Source organism: Reyranella sp. (assembly GCF_965279625.1).
GTDB lineage: Bacteria > Pseudomonadota > Alphaproteobacteria > Reyranellales > Reyranellaceae > Reyranella.
Window position 1 is genome coordinate 4,232,971 of record NZ_OZ257251.1, and the last position, 19,168, is coordinate 4,252,138.

13 protein-coding genes are annotated in these 19,168 nt (G+C 64.7%); 5 read left to right on the forward strand and 8 right to left on the reverse strand.

The features are described 5' to 3' along the window. Positions 1-5 precede the first annotated feature (5 nt). The 8 genes from poxB to ACQY78_RS20615 all read right to left on the reverse strand — a co-directional run bounded on the left by poxB (position 6) and on the right by ACQY78_RS20615 (position 11,942). Entirely contained in the window at positions 6-1,742 is a 1,737-nt protein-coding gene (gene poxB / locus ACQY78_RS20580; RefSeq protein ID WP_428678137.1) for a ubiquinone-dependent pyruvate dehydrogenase, read from the reverse strand. A gap of 514 nt (positions 1,743-2,256) precedes the next feature. Next, positions 2,257-3,045, reverse strand: a complete 789-nt coding sequence (locus tag ACQY78_RS20585; RefSeq protein WP_428678139.1) for a hypothetical protein — start codon at positions 3,043-3,045, stop codon at positions 2,257-2,259. Between the two features lie 224 nt (positions 3,046-3,269). Further along, positions 3,270-6,050, reverse strand: a complete 2,781-nt coding sequence (locus ACQY78_RS20590; protein WP_428678141.1) for an NHLP bacteriocin export ABC transporter permease/ATPase subunit — start codon at positions 6,048-6,050, stop codon at positions 3,270-3,272. Next, positions 6,047-8,182, reverse strand: a complete 2,136-nt coding sequence (locus ACQY78_RS20595; RefSeq protein WP_428678143.1) for an NHLP family bacteriocin export ABC transporter peptidase/permease/ATPase subunit — start codon at positions 8,180-8,182, stop codon at positions 6,047-6,049. The genes ACQY78_RS20590 and ACQY78_RS20595 overlap by 4 nt, the downstream gene beginning before the upstream one ends. 47 nt (positions 8,183-8,229) lie before the next feature. Further along, positions 8,230-9,525, reverse strand: a complete 1,296-nt coding sequence (locus ACQY78_RS20600) for an NHLP bacteriocin system secretion protein (protein ID WP_428678145.1) — start codon at positions 9,523-9,525, stop codon at positions 8,230-8,232. A gap of 23 nt (positions 9,526-9,548) precedes the next feature. Continuing rightward, entirely contained in the window at positions 9,549-10,022 is a 474-nt protein-coding gene (locus ACQY78_RS20605) for a glycine-rich domain-containing protein (protein ID WP_428678147.1), read from the reverse strand. Between the two features lie 46 nt (positions 10,023-10,068). Then, entirely contained in the window at positions 10,069-10,350 is a 282-nt protein-coding gene (locus ACQY78_RS20610; protein ID WP_428678149.1) for a Nif11 family protein, read from the reverse strand. A gap of 398 nt (positions 10,351-10,748) precedes the next feature. After that, on the reverse strand, positions 10,749-11,942 hold the full coding sequence (locus ACQY78_RS20615) for an iron-containing alcohol dehydrogenase (protein ID WP_428678151.1): 1,194 nt from the start codon (positions 11,940-11,942) through the stop codon (positions 10,749-10,751). Positions 11,943-12,087: 145 nt separating this feature from the next. Here ACQY78_RS20615 and ACQY78_RS20620 point away from each other — a divergent pair, with 145 nt between their 5' ends. The 5 genes from ACQY78_RS20620 (at position 12,088) to ACQY78_RS20640 (ending at position 19,154) form a co-directional block, all read left to right on the forward strand. Further along, positions 12,088-12,798 carry a substrate-binding domain-containing protein gene (locus ACQY78_RS20620; protein WP_428678153.1) on the forward strand — a complete coding sequence of 237 codons (711 nt, stop codon included), beginning with the start codon at positions 12,088-12,090 and terminating at the stop codon, positions 12,796-12,798. A gap of 29 nt (positions 12,799-12,827) precedes the next feature. Beyond that, positions 12,828-13,502, forward strand: a complete 675-nt coding sequence (locus tag ACQY78_RS20625) for an aspartate/glutamate racemase family protein (protein ID WP_428678155.1) — start codon at positions 12,828-12,830, stop codon at positions 13,500-13,502. Positions 13,503-13,666: 164 nt separating this feature from the next. Beyond that, on the forward strand, positions 13,667-18,187 hold the full coding sequence (locus ACQY78_RS20630; RefSeq protein ID WP_428678157.1) for an autotransporter domain-containing protein: 4,521 nt from the start codon (positions 13,667-13,669) through the stop codon (positions 18,185-18,187). 108 nt (positions 18,188-18,295) lie between these two features. After that, a complete protein-coding gene (locus tag ACQY78_RS20635) occupies positions 18,296-18,844 on the forward strand; it encodes an invasion associated locus B family protein (protein WP_428678159.1) in 549 nt (182 codons plus the stop codon). Between the two features lie 166 nt (positions 18,845-19,010). Then, on the forward strand, positions 19,011-19,154 hold the full coding sequence (locus tag ACQY78_RS20640) for a hypothetical protein (protein WP_428678161.1): 144 nt from the start codon (positions 19,011-19,013) through the stop codon (positions 19,152-19,154). Positions 19,155-19,168: the final 14 nt, after the last annotated feature.

The window sequence follows — 19,168 nt, forward strand, 5'->3', positions numbered from 1 at the left end:
GCCGCTCAGCGCGGCAGCAGATTGGTCCTGGCGAGGTCGATGACTTCAGAGCCGTGCCCGCTGAGGACGGCGCGCAGCATCCACAGGCCGAAGCCGCGGGCCTGCTCGAAGCTGATGGTGGGAGGCATGGAGAGTTCCTGCGTGGCCACCACCACGTCGAGCACGACCGGTCCGTCATGGGCGAATGCACGGTCAAGCGCATCCTTCAGTTCGGCAGGGTCTTCCACCCTTATGCCGAGAATGCCCATGGCGTTGGCCATGGCCGCGAAGTTTGGGTTCTGGAGGTCCGTGCCCAGTTCCACGAAGCCAGCGGCCTTCATCTCCAGAGCGACGAAACCGAGAACGCCATTGTTGAAGATTACCGTCTTCACGGGCAGCTTCTCCTGCACCAGCGTGATGAGGTCTCCCATGAGCATGGTGAAGCCACCGTCGCCGCAGAGAGCGACCACCTGGCGCTGCGGCTGTGCCGCCTGGATGCCGATGGCCTGCGGCAGGGCGTTCGCCATGGAACCATGCACCAGCGAGCCGACTAGACGGCGCGTACCGTTCATCTGGAGATAACGGGCGGCCCAGATAGTGGGCGTGCCCACATCGAAGGTGAAGGCGGCGCCGGCGTCCGCATGTGAGCTGATCAGCCGGGCAAGATATTGCGGGTGGATCGGTGTGCGGCCTGGCGTTCCCTGCGCCAACGCGTCGAGATCCTTGCGGGCGTGCCGGTAGCGGGCGACGCTGTCATCGAGATGCAGGCGGTCGGCCTTGACCTCGATCCGCGGGATCAGGGCCTCGAGCGTTGCCGTCACATCGCCGACGACGCCGAGGTCGAGCTTGCAGCGCCGTCCGAGATTGCCGGGGCGGATATCCACCTGGGCGATCTTAGCGGCGGTGGGCAGGAACTGCTTGTAGGGGAAGTCGGTGCCCAGCATCAGCAGAACGTCACAAGCATGCATCGCCTCGTAGCCGGACGAGAAGCCGATGAAGCCGGTCATGCCCACATCATAGGGATTGTCGTACTCCACATACTCCTTGCCGCCGAGGGCGTGGACGATCGGGCTCTTGAGCGCCTCGGCCAGCTGCATGAGAGGCGCGTGAGCCCCAGCACAGCCCCGACCGCAGAAAAGAGTCACGCGCTGGGCGCCGTTCAGCAGATCCGCGAGCGCATCGAGCTCGCGATCGGCAGGAGCGACCACCGGTACGGGGGGAACCAAGCCTTGCCGCTGGGAGATCGCGCGTTCGGGCGCCGACTGCAGCGCGACATCGCCGGGAACGACGATCACTGCCACCCCGCGCTGGCCAATGGCGGCCCGGATGGCATTTTCCAGCACGAACGGCATCTGACGCGGGTCCGAAACCAGCTCACAGTAGACGCTGCATTCCTGGAACAGGGTTTGCGGGTGGGTCTCCTGGAAATAGCCACCACCGATCTCGGCCGATGGGATCTGGGCGGCGATGGCGAGTACGGGGGTGCGGCTGCGCTGCGCATCAAAGAGACCGTTGATGAGATGGAGGTTGCCCGGACCACAGGAGCCGGCGCAGACCGCCAGATGTCCCGTGATCTGGGACTCTCCTGCCGCCGCGAACGCGGCCACTTCTTCGTGTCGGACATGAACCCAGCGCAGCTTGCCGGACACGCGCAAGGCTTCGGTGAGGCCGTTCAGGCTGTCGCCCACGACCCCGTAGATTCGCTCCACGCCCGCTTCCGCCAGCGTGTCCACCATCAGTTCGGCGACGTTCCGTGAAGTCATGGCCAACTCCCTCCAAGTGAATGCCAGGTAACGACAGTGGCCAAAGCCTAGGAGGGAGCTCGAGAAGGCACACTTCAGACATGAGTGTGTCGGCCTCATACCTTTGGATGGTCGGGTCGGGGAAAGCCGGTCATGGTCAGAGCATCAGCCGTGCTCCGACGCGCTCCTCGCCCGCCGGAAAAGGGGAGTTGAAGTCGTGCTGCGCGTTGCACCGTCACGCAGCAGCGCAACGGCATTCTCCGAGCCGGCTCGCAGACGAAATAGGATTGCGGGCTAAGGCATCGACGTCCGATGCATTGAGGTCGCGTCGCTTGGTTGCATCGTGGCCGTCGCGATTGGCGACGGCCGAGTTCGCCTCGCCTTTGGCGCTAACGCAGTTTGTGGAAGCTAATGCTCCAGAAACAACTGCTCCACGGCGATTTTGGCGGCACTCGTTTCAGCTGAATGCCGAGTGATCATCGCGCCCACCTTCTCACGGTTCCACCGGTATACTCTGCCGTGACCTGCCGTTCGGTCAGTAAGCGGCCTCCAGCAGCTGCTGCGCCGCGGCAATGCGCTCACCATCAGATCGGACGCCTGCGTTGGCATTGAAGTTCTTGACCGTCTGTCCCGCGATGAGGGGAAGCGCCGATCGTGGGATGTTCAGTTCGCTGAGACGAATCGGCATTCCCACGCAGCGATACAGGCGTTCCAGCTCATCGGCGATGACCAGCCTGATCGGCCTGTTGCTGCGACTGAGGCCGAGGGCGTCGGCGACGACCTGCGCCGCGGCCTCGTCGTCTTGCGACAACCGGATCTTGGTGGCGTGGATGGTGGAGATCGACTCGCCCTGGCCGACATGGGGGAACTGGACGTGCAAGGCGGTCGAAACGGCATAGTCTCCGCCAAAGGAAGAACTGGCCCCCATGCGGGACCCATCGTCCTCGGCGCGGTTCTGAAGGAAGGCGGCGATGCAGAGATCGGCACGCGAGGCGGCATCGTCGCGATTCTGGGCAAGGGCCGAATAGGCGCGAAAGGCGAGGCGGAAAGCCTGAAGGCGATCGCCTTCGACCAGTGGATTCGATTCGGCGGCGGCGATGGCTCCGACAACACTGGAGAAGACCGTGGTGGCGGTCGACCGGTGGGATGAAGACGTCGGCGCGGAAGCGACTCCGGCGCCGTCGGTCCGATAGCCTTTGGCATTCGACACCGCCGGGATGTCAGCCGTCGTAGCACCAGTCCTGATAGCCTTTAGGAAAGCGGTGCGCCCTTCTTCAGTCACATGATCGGCGAGGAATGGCGTCAATTCACCGGACTGTGCCATCGATGATTTTCAGGAATGTCGTCTCGACGATCCGTGACGTCAGCTGCCATGCGGTAATCAGGAACCGCCACGCCCCGGTGGTGCCACCCTAATAGGAGCAGGCCTGCCCTGGCAGCGCGTCGTTGGAATTCAAGTCGGCGACGAAGCGTTTGATCTAGGCAAATGCTCATGGCTGAGACCTTACCCTCGAAGGAGGAAGGTAACGGGCAAGCCGGGTAACGCGGCTACAATAACTGCCGCTCGACGAGACGCCGGAACGCGCCGTTACGGACGATCAGTTCGTCGTAGGTGCCACTCTCCACGATCCGGCCGGCCTCGAGGACGAGGATGCGATCAGCGGCGCGGATGGTACTGAGGCGATGGGCGATGACGATGCGCGTGCCGTTCATCGCGGCCAGGCTCGCGCCCACAATCGCCTGGGTGCGATTGTCGAGCGCACTGGTTGCCTGGTCGAGGAAGATCAGGCGAGGCCGGTTGACGAGCGCGCGCGCGATCATCACGCGCTGCCGCTGACCGCCTGAGAGCTGGCCGCCGCCCTCCATTACGAAGCTTTCGAGACCCATCGGCATGCTAGCGATGTCGGCGTCGAGGCCGGCCAGGCGCGTTGCGTCGTGGACTTGCTCGCGCGTCAGCGGCGCGCTGCCCGCGATATTGTTGTAGAGGCTGCCGGGCACGAGGCCGGCCGTTTCAAGCACGGTTCCGATCTGGTGGCGCAGTAGCCGAAGGTCGAGCGTCTCGAGATCCTTGCCGTCGTAATAGACGCCGCCGCGCGCCGGTGTTTCGAAGCCGAGCAGCAGGCGCAGCAGGGTGGACTTACCGGATCCCGAAGAGCCGACGATGGCGATGTTTTCGCCCGGACTTGCCTCGAATTCGATGTTGTCGAGCGTCCATGGTCGTTCCGCAGAGTAGCGGAACGAAAGGTTGCGCACCGCGACGTGCCCGCCCAACACACCGGGATCAACGCGGCTTCCGCCGACTTCGAGGTTGGCCTCGAACACCGGCCGGATGCGGTCGAAGAGCGGCGCGGCCTCAATTGAGATGTTGAGCGCACCGGTGAAGCCGAGAAGGGCGGCGGTGAACTGGCCGAAGGCGCTGTTGAAGGCGGCGAAGGCGGCGACGTCTATGGGTTCGACGCGATCGCCAGCGATCGCCAGCACGCAGAGCGTGCCCAGGATGGGAAGGCTTGTAGCGGCCACCATCTGCCAGGCCCCGAGGCGTCCCGACCTGGCGTCGTTGGCGCGCTGGTCGGCAAAGGCGTTAGACCAGCGCGCGAAGGCGCGCAGCTCGGCGGCAGCGACCCGAAGTTTGGCGATGCCGCCCAGGATCTCCACCAGCAGGCCAGTGACAATGCCCTTGCGCTCGTAAACGGCGCGTTCGAGGCGCATCTGCTGGCGGCCCAGCACAAACAAAATGCCGGCGGCGACAAATGCGTAGCCCGCGGCGAACATGGCCAGCCGCGCGTCATAGATCAGCATCACGCCGAGGCTGGCTAGCGAGAACACGCCGCCGATCATGCCGTTCAGGCCCTGGCCCGCGAGGATGCGCCGGATAGTATCGATGCCCAGGATGCGCAGCGCGAGGTCGCCCACGCCGTAGCGGCGGAAGAAGGACGTCTTGAGCCGCATGACTCGGTCCCAAACCGCGGCCTGCAGGCGAAGATCGATGTGCGTGCCAAGCCGGATCAGCGCCACCGACCGCGCGACCTGAAAACCTGCACTTCCGATGGCGGCCGCGACCAGCAGGATCATCATGTCGGCCAGCAGCGACGTCCGCGCGTCGGGGATCGCGTAGCCCAGGATGGCGCCGGTAGCGACGGGGATGAGCAGCCCGGCCAAGGTTGCCGCTGCCGCAGCCAGCAGCAGGCGAACCACGTCGCCGCGCGCCCCGAATAGCGCAAAGCGCCAGATTTGGCCCGTCGTGATCTGCTCGGGCAGCGACGCATAGAACATGTAGGCACGCGGCATAAGGGCCGCCGCCGACGTCGCATCGATGATGGTTTCGACACCGGTCTCGGGATCGATCGCCCGCCAGCGCCGGCGCCGCCAGACGACCGCCCGCGGCCGGCCACCGGTACTCTCGATGGCGAGCACGGCTGGGCCTTCCCTCTTCCACCAGCCGTCGTCGAGCGCGATCTCGCGAAAGCGGAAGCCGCTCGAATTGGCGAAGCGGCCGAGGCGGTCGAACACCGAGCTGTTACGCTCGTCCGCCGCCGGGAAGCGCAAGGTGAAGTTTTCCGTGGTGGCGATCGTCGCCAGCGCGGCGGCGAACGAATCGCCTCCGGAGATTGCGGTGCTCGCAATGGCGGGTGCACGAAAAGCCGCAACGTCGCTAAGGCGCTGCAGAGCCGCGGAGACTTCCGCCTCGTCCCTGAGGTGCCGCTCGTCCAGGGACTGGCGCATCGCGGTTTCACGCGCGATGACGCCAGCGGCGATCCGCGCAGAGTGCACGGAAGTGATGGCGGCAAGGCCTTCCGGCGCGTTGTCCGCCAGCAGCGACGTCGAGGTGACCGCACTTATCTCACCTTCGGAGATGAGCTGGGCGCTCATCTGATTGGCGAGCACGAGCAGCGAGAGGGCAGCAGATGGCCCTGTGGCCGCCGTCGCGGGGTAACGCAGGAGGGGCGTCGCTGCCTGCAGCCAGACGACCTCGTGCGCCGTCACCATGGCACCTTCCGGCAGCACGCGGCTCTCCCAGGCCGCCATCGGGACGGCCGAGGAATCGGCGCGAGCCAATCCCGGCCAGGACAGCAACGCGCCATGCCAGGCATCGAGTGCGGCGGCGTCAATCGGTCCGGCGGACAGCAGTGCGCTCCCGGTCGAGCCGTCCTGTCCGACCAGCAGAAACGACACGCCAGGGGCCGCCAGCACGAACACGGCAGACCCTTCCGGCAGATCGGCCAGGAAATGGCGAGGCCCGGTTGCTCCGTGGAGGCCCACGACCACCACATAAAGCCGCGCGGGCCGCAGCAGCCGACCGGGCGAGGCGAGATGCGCGAGGTCCGTCATGCCGCATCCTCGGCGCCGATCAGCCGGGCATAGGCACCCGCGGCGGCGAGCAGCGAGGCATGCGTGCCGCGTTCCACGACTTTGCCGCGCTCGAGCACGATGATCTCGTCGCAGTCGCGGATCGTACTCAGCCGATGAGCGACGAGGACGCAGGTCATGCCGCGGCGCCGGACCGCCGTCAGGATCTCGTTCTCGCTCACCGCGTCGAGGGCGGAGGTCGCCTCATCCAACACCAGCAAGGAGGGTTCGCGCACCAACGCGCGCGCGAGCTCGATGCGCTGACGCTGGCCGCCGTTCAGATTGCGGCCGGCCTCCTCGATCGCGCCGTGGAAATTGCCTTTCATGGCGCTGACGGTCGCCGTCAGGCCGGCATCGTCTATCGCGTCGACCAGCCGGGCGTGATCGACGGTGTCGTCCCACAGGGTGACATTGTCGTGGACGGTACCGGCGAACAGCTTGATGTCCTGATCGACGGAGGCAACGATCGTCGACAGCCGCTCACGCCCCCAGGCCTGCAGCGTGTAGCCGTCTACGCGGATGTCGCCGGCGCGCGGTTCCAGCAGTCCAGTGATCAGCTTGCCCACGGTGGACTTGCCGCTGCCTGATTCGCCCACGAGCGCCACCCATCGGCCCGGGGCCACGTCGAGTGAAAAATCCTCGATCAACGGTGGTTCCAGCGGGCTGTAGCCGAAGCTCACACCCTGCATCGACAGGTGGCCGGCAGCGCGCGCGTCGGGCGGCGCCTCGAGTGCGGCAGCCCCGGCGCGCGAGAAGCGCCAGTCGGGCTTGTACTGCAGCACGTCATCGAGCCGCGACAGATCGGCCGAGGCCTGCTGTACCTTGGCGGCCACGCCGACCATCTGCTGGACGGGCGCCGAGAAGCTCATGAGCAGGCCCTGAAAGGCCACGAGTGCGCCGATGCTGAGTTCTCCATTGACGACCTCCAGCGCGCCGACGCCGAGGACAGCGGCGGAAGTCAGGCTGAGGAGGACCGCCGGCAGCAGGTCGATGGTCTGCTGATACACGCCCAGCTTCTGTTCGGAATTTATGGTTCGCGCGTGGTAGCCCGCCCACTTCGAGAAGAAATCGTTCTCGCCACCGGTCGACTTCAGTGTCTCGATCGACTGCAGGCCAACGACGGAGGTCGAGAACAGTCGGGCCTGGTCCATCTGCAGGCGCAGCGCTACATCGGCCAGCGAGCGATGCAGCAGGCGGAGGACGACGATGTTGAAAACCGCGCTGCCCAGCACGATAGCCGCGAGCTTGAGGTCGTAGGAGATCATGACGGCGCCCAGGAACATGGCCGTCAGGCAACTTGCCGCCGCGTTGCCAAAATCCCGCGCCAGCAGCGTCGCCACGCGGTCGTTGGCCTCGACGCGACTGACGAGATCGCCGGTATAACGCTGGCTGTAGAAGACGACGGGCAAGCTGAGCACATGCCAGGCGAAGCGCGCCGACTGTTGCAGTGCCAGCCGCAACTCGATGCGCACGAGGGCAATGCCTTGCAGGTAGCGAAGGACGACATTGATCAGAAACGTGAGGCCGAGACCCACCAGCAGCGGGTTCAGCCATCCGTCGAAGCGCTGGATCAGGACCCTGTCGACGAATGCCGCCGTCAGGCCCGGCACGATCATGCCGGGGATCACCAGCATCAGGCTGATCCAGGCGACGAAGGCGATGGCGGCATGAAGGCCTTTCAGTCGGCCCGCCAGCTTCGCCATCACGCCCGGGGCGGCGCCGCCGGTAATGAAGGCGGGGCCCTTCTTGAACTCCAGCGACACGCCGGTGAAGCTGTTGGCGAACTCCGCGCGTGAAACGCTGCGCGGGCCGGCCGCCGGATCGTTGAGATAGACCTTGGTCTGCGAGACGCCTTCGAGCACCACGAAGTGGTTGAAGTTCCAGAAGACGATCACCGGAAAGACGCCGGCTAGGACTTCGTCGACTTCGCGGCGCATGCCGATGGCCTCGAGGCCATAGTGCCGCGCCGCTCGCACCACGTTGCTGGCCTTGCTGCCGTCGCGCGACACGCCGCAGGAGACGCGCAGTTCCTCAAGCGGCACCCGCCGCCCATGATAGGCCAGCACGATGGCAAGCGCTGCCGCGCCGCATTCCACGATCTCCATCTGGAGCACGGTTGGCGTGCGGACGCGGCGCGTCGCGAAGAGACTGAACAGGATGTCTATCCGCTGATGCTGAGCAGCTTGCGCAGCGCCGGAATGATCAGGCTGATCGGCCGCACCTCGTCGATGACGATATCGAGGTTGGCAACGGAGCCCGGCGTGATTTTGTAGGGCGGCCCGCTGCCGCTCCACCATTCGTAGCCGCTCAGATTGGCTTTCGACGGAACCAGCTCGACACGGGCGAGCAAAGCCGAGCTGCCGTCACCGACCAGGCGCTTGGTGAGCTGGGCATTTTGCAGGATCTGCTCGATATGCTCGTTGGACATCTCATTCTCGGAGACGGCGATCACGCGGCCGCGCATCGAGCCGTATTCCTCCTTCTTCGTGCCGTCCGGCATGACATAGGCGTTCATGCCGACAGCGACGCGCTTCCTCCTTTCGCCGCTCAGCACGACCAGCATCTCCACATTATCCTCTGCGCCCGAGCCGATCGTGACCAGCACCGCGCCCATCGTCGTCACGTCACCCCGGCCCATGCGGACTTCCTGGATGACGCCGCCGACCGGCGCCCTGACCACCGAGCCCACCGCCTTCTCCACCCTGAGTTCCTCGACTTCGGCCCTCTTGAGATCGATTTCGGTTTGTTTCTCGCGCTCTTTGTCGTCGAGATCGTCGCGCTTGGCCTGGACCGTCGCCTCTATCTCGATCTTTTTGGCGCTGCCGTTGGCGATCTCAAGAGTCGTTTCGTCATACTGCTCCTGCCGGGCGATTACTTCGGCTTGCGCCATCATTCCCCTGGCACGCAGCGATTCATATCCCGCAACGAGCTGGCGAAGGCGGTCGCGACGTATCTCATTGGCGGCCAGCTGGCCGTCTATCGCAGCCTGCTGGCGACGCGCAGTCTCTTCGCTCTGGCGGATCTGAGCGGCATTCGCCGCCTTCAGCTTGGCCATGTTCGCCTCGAGGCGTCCGACTTGGGCCATCCCGTTCTCGATCTGCGCGCCCAGCAGCCTCTGCTCGATGCGAGCGATTTCGGCGCCGGCCAAGACGCGCTCTCCCGGCTTCACGAAAATCTCGAGCACCAGACCGGCCGAGACAGCCGACACGGCGAAGTTGCCCGACCTGTCGGCCAGCAGCACGCCACGCCCGATCGCGCGCGTGGGCACGGATCCGAACACGCCCCACACCAGCGCCGCCAGGATGATCACGGCGGCCGATACCGCCAGCAGGCGCATCGCCGGAGGTATCAAGCCGATGCGTTGGTCGAGTTGCTCCGGTGAATTAAGCCGCTGGAGGGCTGCGTCCCGGAAGATCCTCTTGCCGGCACCGGCACCGCTCTCCTGTCGATCGCTCAATCGATGTCCCCACGGGTGTACACTTAATCAAAGAGCGTCATCCAGTTGGATGCAAATCCGGCCGGCTCGGTCGCGAAGTAGTGCTGGCCAAATGCATCGGCATAGAACTTCGCCGTCTCCAGGACGCCCCGTTGCATCATCGCCGCCTCATCTGCATCCCCTGTCGCAGGGCTGTGATGAAAATACGTCCCGAACAGTCTTGCGCAATCCACGGCATAAGCCCGCGTAAACAGGATGTGCTGATGCCAGAAGACGTCGATATCCGGCGGCGGTACGAGAATGAGCCCGGGATCGAGGAGATGCATGCAGAGAAATCGCCGGTACCTAAGCTCGGCGTAGTCTGCGATTTCCTGCCTCCAGCCCTTCTCCTCGATCACCTTGCGCTTGACGCTAGCCAGATCGAGCAAAGTGACGGCAGCCATCGCCGCCTCGACGCTCATGGAGGCTCTGCCGCTCTCTTCGCCGACGGCGATGCGCCCGATCTCCGTTGCGCTCATCAACGCCTCTCCCCGTTGCTGCTTCGGGTCAGCGCTCGGTCAATGGCTATCTGAACATGCAATTGCCAGCGGCACAAAAGCAGACCCCGCCGGCCACGCCATCGAGTTCGGCATCGGTGAGTTCCTTGCCTTTGGATTTGGTCCTCGCCTTGGCATGGTCTTTCGCCTCATCGGCGGTGAAGGAGTAGCCTTTGCTCGCCGCAAAGCCCGCCGCGCGTTCCATCGGACTGGCGTGCGACTTCTCGGCCTGCGCCGTTGCGGCTGCGGCACGCAGGGCTTCGTTGGATTGCAGGTCGGCTGCAAAGCGCTCGATTTCGGCGATGCTCATGGCGTCTTCCTTAAAATGGTTCCGCCATTCTTTGCGCGCTTTATGAGTCAATGAGAAGTACTAATACCAACGGCCTGAGCGTGTGACTCATTTCAGGGATTCCGGAGCGATGCGCGGCGTAAGAACAAGCCCGCCAACGGCATCTTCGAAACCTACGACGATATCGTCGAGGCCTGCTTCAATGCATGGAACGTCTTCGCCAGCGATCCTGCCGCCGTCACATCAATCACGAGCCGAAACTGGGCAAGGGTCAATGTTTAGGGCCGTTGGTTTAAGCTTGGAAATCGGGCCTTTCCCCTAGGGCTCGGATCCCGGGGAAAAGGTTTGCAGACTTGATGGCGATGGCGCCCGTCTCGCCACCAGCTCGAGGCACGGTGGCCAGCAGGCATGCCCCTCGGTCAGTAAGCGGCCTCCAGCAGCTGCTGCGCCGCGGCAATGCGCTCACCATCAGATCGCACGCCTGCGTTGGCATTGAAGTTCTTCACCGTCTGTCCCGCGATGAGGGGAAGCGCCGATCGCGGGATGTTCAGTTCGCTGAGACGAATCGGCATTCCCACGCTGCGATACAGGCGTTCCAGCTCATCGGCTATCGCCAGCTTGCCAGGCTTGTGGCCACGATCGAGGCCGAGCGCTTCGGCCACGACCTGCGCCGCGGCCTCGTCGTCTTGCGACAACCGGATCTTGGTGGCGTGGATGGTGGAGATCGACTCGCCCTGGCCGACATGGGGGAACTGGACGTGCAAGGCGGTCGAAACGGCATAGTCTCCGCCAAAGGAAGAACTGGCCCCCATGCGGGACCCATCGTCCTCGGCGCGGTTCTGAAGGAAGGCGGCGATGCAGAGATCGGCACGCGAGGCGGCATCGTCGCGATTCTGGGCAAGGGCCGAATAGGCGCGAAAGGCGAGGCGGAAAGCCTGAAGGCGATCGCCTTCGACCAGTGGATTCGATTCGGCGGCGGCGATGGCTCCGACAACACTGGAGAAGACCGTGGTGGCGGTCGACCGGTGGGATGAAGAGGGTGTCGTCATCAGGACCTCGTAGTCCAGCAGGATTGCCTGCGGCCGGGTCTTGGGGTCGAAGTACTCCATTCGATGATCCAGATCGTCATTCTTCAGCCCCGTTCCAGCGCGATTCATGGCGCTGGTGGGAGTGGTCGGGACGTTGACGATGGGCAGCTTCGGTGCGGCCAGGCGCGGGCTGTAGGCCGGCTTGTCGGCCGGGTACTGCGTCATGAGCTCGAAGGGATCGCGCTCTTCTCCGAGGAAGATGGCGACGGCCCGCGTGGCGACCAGCACGCTTCCGCCCCCGACGGCGATGAGGAGATCGGCATTGGCCTCGCGAGCGGCATCCCTGGCGGCGCAGACGTTGGGGTAGGGACAATCCTTTTCGATCTGATCAAAGACGCCGGCTAACGTCGGCCCCAGCGTCTTTTCGAGGCGGCGAACGATGTCGGTTCGCTTGTTGATGGACGGGGAGCAGATCACGAAGGGGCGCTTGGCGCCGGCGCGCGAAACGACTTCATTGAGGTGGTTCTCAAGGACGTTCGATCCGCAATGCAAACGCCAGTTAAAGCCCGAAGCACGAAAGCTCACGCGATTTCCTCCTGATTTGTGGGATGTCCGATCCATAAGGCCTTCATGCCCGTTCGCGGAGGCCGGCTCCAGATCAACTTTTGCCGCCGTGCAAGGCGGCATCGCGCTATATAGGCGGTGTCCGTTGAGCGAGGAGTGAAGTCCAGTGGCATCGCCGTCGTCCGTTACCGTCATGAGCGGTCTCGCCCTCGAGGTGGCCGTCAATCGCTGGCTGAAGCCGGCCTTCGAGGCTGCGTCGCCCTATCGCCTGGAGATCGACTGGCGCCCGACCACCGCCATCATGAAGTCGATCGCCGAAGGGCAGCGCGCCGACGTCGTCATCGCCATTAACGGCGCCATGGACAAGCTTTGCGCCGACGGCATCGTGCGTCCCGAGACCCGCGTCTGTCTCGCCGATTCGATCCTGGGCGTCGGCGTCCGCGAGGGCGCGCCGAAACCCGACGTCTCGACCGTCGAAGCGTTCAAGCGCACGCTGGTGGCTGCGAGGGCCGTGGCTTACTCGCGGGCCGGTGCGAGCGGCATCTACTTCACCGGGCTGGTCGAGCGGCTGGGGATTGCCGCAGAGGTCAACGCGCGCGCCGTCACGATACCGATGGGGTTCACCGGCGAGAAGGTCGCGAGCGGCGAGGCCGACATTGCGATCCAGCAGGTGAGCGAGCTGATGTCGGTCCCCGGCGTCGCCGTCGCCGGTCCGTTTCCCCCGGAGGTCCAGACCGTCTCCACCTTCGATGCCGCGATCTTTGCCGATGCCGCCAACGCCGAGGGTGCCGCCGCGTGGATGGCGCTGCTCGCCTCGCTCTCTGCTGCGAAGGCCTATGGCGATGGTGGCCTGGTATCCCGCCTCGCGCATTCCTGAAAACGCTCTCCTTTCGAAAGACCGCTCGCATGTCGAAGAAGCCCCGAATCGTCCTCCTGCATGGCACACCCGTCGCCATCGAACCCATCCAGCGCGCGTTCGCCACGCGGTGGCCCGAGGCCGAGGCCGTCGACCTGCTCGACTCCTCGCTGTCGATCGATCGCGCCAAGGACCACGACCTGACGCCGCGCATGTTCGAGCGCTTCGTCGAGCTCGGCGGCTACGCCCATCGCATCGGGGCCGAGGCGATCCTCGTCACCTGCTCGGCGTTCGGGCCGGCGATCGAGCGCATGGCCCGCGAACTGCCGGTACCCGTGCTGAAGCCCAACGAAGCGATGTTCCGGGAGGCGATCGGCCGGGGGCGGCGGATCGGGATGCTCGCGACCTTCGGGCCGTCGGTGCTGACCATGACGGAGGAGTTCGAGCAGTTCGTCGGTGAGGCGGGCGGCGAGGCGGGTGGCGGGGCGACGCTCGAGACGATCGTTGTCGAGGGGGCGATGGACGCGTTGCGCAAGGGCGACGCCGACCGGCACAACGCGCTGATCGCTGCGCGGGCGCCCGAGCTCGTGCACTGCGACGCCATCATGCTCGCGCACTTCTCGACGTCGCGGGCGCTGGCGGCCGTCACTGCCGCGGTCGCGACACCGGTGCTCACGGCGCCCGACGCCGCGGTCGACCGCATCAGGGCTGCCATCGGCAGTTGACGCGGGGCATTGTTCCGGACAACGTCCTCAATTGCTTTGTTCCATCCGTTGTGGCGTGGATCATCCTCCGATAGGCTCTCTGAGCGATCTTGGGCGCTTGATACGGGGGTGCTGCTCCCTTTTGCGGAGGCGCGCCTTACGGATTTGGGTGTCTTGAGGGAATGATGACAGCTGGTGTCAGTGGCGAACAGCTCGCGCGCTTTCGCGTGCTGTTGTTGGTCGGCACGGCATTGACGGCCCTCTCTCTCCCGACGGGGGCATCCGCACAAACGGCCTGGACGGGAGCCACCACTTCGGACTGGTCCGCAAATGGCAACTGGACCAACAACGCACCTACAGCAGCAACTCTAACCACCTTGGGAGGCGCGGGCGGCGCCAACCAGCCGACGCTGAGCACCAACAGCGCTGTCGGAAGCCTGGCCATGAACGGGACCGGCAATACGCTGGACCTGAACAACAACACGCTCACATCGACCACGTCCGTGGACCTGTCCGCTGGTACCATCACCGGTGGCGGTACCGTGACTGTGACCGGTTCGTTCATCATGAGCGGCGGCACGGTCGGAAGCGGCGTCAGTGTATCCGCCGCGAACGCCAATCTGTCGGGTGGGTCGCTCACCGGTGCCCTTCTGTCGTCGACCGGCCAGGTGAACGTGCAGGCCGGAAGCGCGGTCGCCACGACGGGTGAACTCAACAGCGGAACATCGATCCTCTCCAGCTTCGGCGCCGTCCTCAACGCGCAAGGTATTCTGTCGGCGCCGACTGTCACGAACCTGGGCACTGTGACGGTGACCGGAACTCTGTCCGGCGTGGGTGTGGCCGGACCTAACGTCTCGCCCATAGCGACGTTCGACAATCAGGGTACGGGTGTCCTGACGATCAATGCAGGTACCTTTTCCGGCATCAACAGCCTTGCCAATGCGGGCAGCGTTTCGGTCACCGTCGGCGCCGGGTTGACGGCAGTAACGATTGGTAATGGCGGTACGCTGACGAACAACGGCGGTATGGCGGCTGCGAGCTACAACAATAGCGGCGACACGACGAACAACGGAACCTTGGGAACTGCCGGCGTGACGGCGTTCACCAATACCGGCACAGTGACGAACAACGCCGGCAGCACCCTGCAAGGTGCGAGCTACACGCAGACCGCAGTGACAACGACCAATAACGGCGCGATGACGCTAAGCGCAGCGCTGGCTGTCAACGGCGGAACGTTCACCAATAACGCGACCGGTACAGTAGCAGCGGCGACTATTTCGAACGCTGCTGGCGCTACGATCGCGAACAACGGCACCTTGGGAACTTCCGGTGTATCGGCGCTCACCAATAGCGGCACGGTGACGAACAATGCCGGCGGCACCTTGCAAGGTGCGACCTACACGCAGACCGCCGGGACAACAACCAGTGGCGGCGCGATGACGCTGAGCGGAGCGCTTACTGTCAACGGTGGAACGTTCAGCAATAACGCCACCGGAACAGTGGCGGCGGCGACGATTTCAAACGCGGCTACTGTAACGAACAATGGCACCTTCGGAACTGTCGGCGTAACGGCGCTCACCAATAGCGGCACGGTGACGAACAATGCCGGCAGCACCCTGCAAGGTGCGAGCTACACGCAGACCACCGGGACGACGACCAATAACGGGGCGACGTCGCTGGGCGGAGCGCTGACCGTCAATGGCGGAACCTTCAGCAATAACGCCACCGGAACGGTAGGCGCGGCGACGATTTCGAACGCCGCTGGCGCTACGATAACGAACAACGGCACCTTGGGAACTTCCGGTGTATCGGCGCTCACCAATAGCGGCACGGTGACGAACAATGCCGGCAGCACCCTGCAAGGTGCGAGCTACACGCAGACCACCGGGACCACGACCAGTGGCGGTGCGATGACGCTGAGCGGGGCGCTGACTGTCAACGGCGGAACTTTCACCAATAACGCCACCGGAACGGTAGGCGCGGCGACGATTTCGAACGCCGCTGGCGCTACGATAACGAACAACGGCACCTTGGGAACTTCCGGTGTATCGGCGCTCACCAATAGCGGCACGGTGACGAACAATGCCGGCAGCACCCTGCAAGGTGCGAGCTACACGCAGACCACCGGGACCACGACCAGTGGCGGTGCGATGACGCTGAGCGGGGCGCTGACTGTCAACGGCGGAACTTTCACCAATAACGCCACTGGAACAGTAGGCACGGCGACGGTCTCGAACGCTGCTGCCATAACGAACAATGGCGCCTTGGGAACTGCCGGCGTAACGGCGCTCACCAATACCGGCACGGTGACGAACAACGCCTTCAGCACGCTGCAAGGTGCGAGCTACACGCAGACAACCGGGACGATGACCAATGGCGGCTCGGTAACGCTGAGCGCGGCGCTGACTGTCAACGATGGAACTTTCACCAATAACGCCGCCGGAACTGTAGGGGCGGCGACGAGTTCGACGGCGGCCGGGAGCACTGTCAACAATGCGGGCACCTGGACCGGCCCCATCAGCAACACCGGCACGTTCAACCAGACGGCGGGGTCGACCGGCGCCTTCACCAACAACGCGGGCGGCACGCTGGGCCTCTCGGGCGGAACGATGGCAAGCCTTGCCAACTCGGGCACGGTGACTGTCACGGGCGGATCGATTACCGGCGCACTTGGCGTCAACGGCGGCACCGTCAGCCTGGTCGGCGTCACCAACCTGACGACGGGCTCGCTGTCGGGCAGCGGCGGCACGATCGCGCTGGGCACGGGGAGGCTGACGACCGGCGGCGACAACGCGTCCACGAGCTATTCGGGCGTTCTTTCCGGCAGTGGTGGCGGCCTGACCAAGCAGGGCACCGGGACGCTTATCCTGAGCGGCGCCAATACCTACGGTGGTGGGACCATAGTGACAGGCGGCACGCTGCAGGGCACGACCATCAGCCTGCAGGGCTCGATCGCGAACAATGCGGCAGTCGTGTTCGACCAGGCCTCGAATGGGACCTACGCCGGCGTCGTCTCGGGCACCGGCACATTGACCAAGACGGGTGCGGGTGTCCTCAATCTCGCGGGCGCCCAGACCTATACCGGCATCACGTCGGTGACGGGCGGCACGCTGGCGGTGAACGGCAGCCTCGCGAGCGGCGTTGTGGTGGGCCCGAATGGCACGATCGGCGGCACCGGTATGATCGCTGGCCTGACCGTGAACGGCGGCACGCTGGCGCCGGGCAACAACTCGATCGGTGCGCTGACGGTCGCGGGCAACTACACGCACAATGGCGGCTTCTACCAGGTCGAGGTCAACGGTGCGGGCCAGAGCGACCGGTTGAGCGTGACGGGCGCCGCCACCTTGAACGGAGGCAGTGTGCAGGTGCTGGCCCAACCGGGAGCCTATGCACGCAACACCACCTACACGATCGTCAACGCCACCGGCGGCGTCGCGGGCGCCTATGCCGGCGTCACCAGCAACCTCGCCTTCCTGACACCGAGCCTGAGCTACGACGCCAACAACGCGTTCCTGACCCTTTTCCAGTCGAGCAGCGCCTTCGCGTCGGGCGCGCAAACGGCGAACCAGCTCGCCGTCGGTACTGCACTCGACATTGCCTCGCCTTCGGTCACCAGCGGCGACTTCAACACGGTGCTGAACGCGCTTGCCGGCTTGAGCACCGCACAGGGCCCGGCAGCCCTGGACGCGATCAGCGGCCAGCCCTATTCGGGCTTCGGCACCGTCAACATCGCGGGCAACATCCTGTTCATGAACGCCTTGGCGCAGCAAATCGCCATAGCGCGCGGCGGGACGCCGGTTGCCACGCGCGTGGCGCTCGCCGAGGCCTGCGAAACTTCTTGCGACACGGCGGCGCCGGCGCGATGGGGCGCCTGGATCACCGGGCTCGGCGGAATGGGCAACATCGGTGGCAATGCCAATGCAGGCACACTGACCTACAATTTCGGCGGCGCGGCGGTCGGCGTGGATTATCGCGTCGACCCGCGCTTTCTCGTCGGTGCGACAGTGGGCTTTTCGAGCGGCCGGCAGTGGGTCGGCGGCTTCCAGGCCACGGGGTGGAGCGACACCTACAATGCGGCGCTTTATGCCTCCTTCACCGAGGGCGGATTCTACGCCGACGGCCTGGCGGGCTACGCCTATGCCAACAATACGCTGCAACGTTCGATCGTCATTCCCGGCCTCGCGGCGCGCATCGCCACTGGTACCGCCGGGGCTAACCAGTTGCTGGGTCAGGTCGAGGCTGGCTACCGGATCGAGATCTACGCGCCGGCTACCGCGACTGTCTCGCCGTTCGCACGCTTTCAGACCGTGGCGGCGTCACAGAACGCCTTCACCGAGAGCGGCGCCAACTCGCTGAACCTCAATGTGGCGCAGCAGAACACCACGTCTGTACGTTCAGTCCTGGGCGCCGACCTGGCGGCTGCCATCCCAATTGCGCAGGCGCGGACCCTCGCCCTGACGTCGCGGCTGGGCTGGGCTCACGAATATGCCAGCACGACGCGGCCTGTAACGGCCTCGTTCGCCGGCGCAGCCTCGGTGCCTTTCACGGTCTACGGCGCCCAGCCGCAGCGCGACGCCGTGGTGATCGGGCTCGGCCTCACGACGCGGATCGCCGACGGTGCTTCGATCTACGCGCGTTACGATGGCGAGATAACCGGTCGAGACGACGCCCACGTCTTCTCGACTGGCCTGCGCATGACGTGGTGAGCGATTTGCGGGTAGAACGCGGAAAGGCCTCGAGCCTCGGTATCCGGAAGAAATTCCAGGTCACCAACGGTAAGCCGTTGATCGGTCGAGAAACGGGAAGTTGAAAGCGTGAAGAAGCTTCTGTCGTTTGGTATCCAGGTCCTCGCAGCGATGTGCGTAGGATCGCCCTCCGGAGGCGCCCAGGCGCAGACCTTGCCTCCCGGCGCATCCGCGCGGACCGAGATCCTGACCTATGACAATTGGACGGTGACTTGCCGCGAGGTGTGGGAGCCTCGGGAAAAGCGGAGCTGTACCGCCGAGTTAAGCATCATCCAGGACGCCAACAAGACGCGACGGGTGTTGTTGGCCTGGACCATCGCGCCCAACAAGGACGGCGTTCTGACCTCGACCCTGCGCTTCCTGCCCGGTGTCCAGATCGCGCCTGGGGTGGAGTTGAAATTCTCCGACAAGGCACGTCGCAAGTTTTCCATCACGACGTGCGAACCGGCCTATTGTGAAGCCACGATATCGCTGGATGAAGCCTTTGTGCGCGATGCCTCGGCGGTTACCCAGGCAGAAGCGATCATCCAGTCTTCCGACGGACGACAGGCAAACATTACGATCAATATGACGGGCTTTGCCCGGTCCCTGGCGATGGTGCGATCAGCAGCTCGCTGAAGTCGATCGCGCCCTGTCGTTGGCCGCAGTGGTTGTGAACTCCTGGTTGTCTAAACCGAGGGTCAAACCGCGCATGTTTGTGCGCGGCCGTGCTCGGTGTCGGTGTCAGCAACTTGCGTATTGACCAATGCGAACGGCTTTGTTCGAGGGAATTCGGGTGATTGAAATGCTCTTGGCGGCGGTCGCTGCAGTGGCGGCGCTGTCAGTGGCGGCGCACGCTCTGTCGGAGTCGCTTCAGAGTCCGGGCTTCTACCTCGGCTTGCCGGCGGTCAACGAGAGCCACAACATCGTTTGGGCCGCCGTGGCATGATCGGCTACGATTTC

Excerpts from the sequence above, each read along its gene's own strand:
- ACQY78_RS20610 (WP_428678149.1), bottom strand. The coding sequence starts at position 10,350 with ATGAGCATCGCCGAAATCGAGCGCTTTGCAGCCGACCTGCAATCCAAC.
- ACQY78_RS20585 (WP_428678139.1), bottom strand. The coding sequence starts at position 3,045 with ATGGCACAGTCCGGTGAATTGACGCCATTCCTCGCCGATCATGTGACT.
- poxB (WP_428678137.1), bottom strand. The coding sequence starts at position 1,742 with ATGACTTCACGGAACGTCGCCGAACTGATGGTGGACACGCTGGCGGAA.
- ACQY78_RS20640 (WP_428678161.1), top strand. The coding sequence starts at position 19,011 with ATGCTCTTGGCGGCGGTCGCTGCAGTGGCGGCGCTGTCAGTGGCGGCG.
- ACQY78_RS20605 (WP_428678147.1), bottom strand. The coding sequence starts at position 10,022 with ATGAGCGCAACGGAGATCGGGCGCATCGCCGTCGGCGAAGAGAGCGGC.
- ACQY78_RS20630 (WP_428678157.1), top strand. The coding sequence starts at position 13,667 with ATGACAGCTGGTGTCAGTGGCGAACAGCTCGCGCGCTTTCGCGTGCTG.
- ACQY78_RS20590 (WP_428678141.1), bottom strand. The coding sequence starts at position 6,050 with ATGACGGACCTCGCGCATCTCGCCTCGCCCGGTCGGCTGCTGCGGCCC.
- ACQY78_RS20625 (WP_428678155.1), top strand. The coding sequence starts at position 12,828 with ATGTCGAAGAAGCCCCGAATCGTCCTCCTGCATGGCACACCCGTCGCC.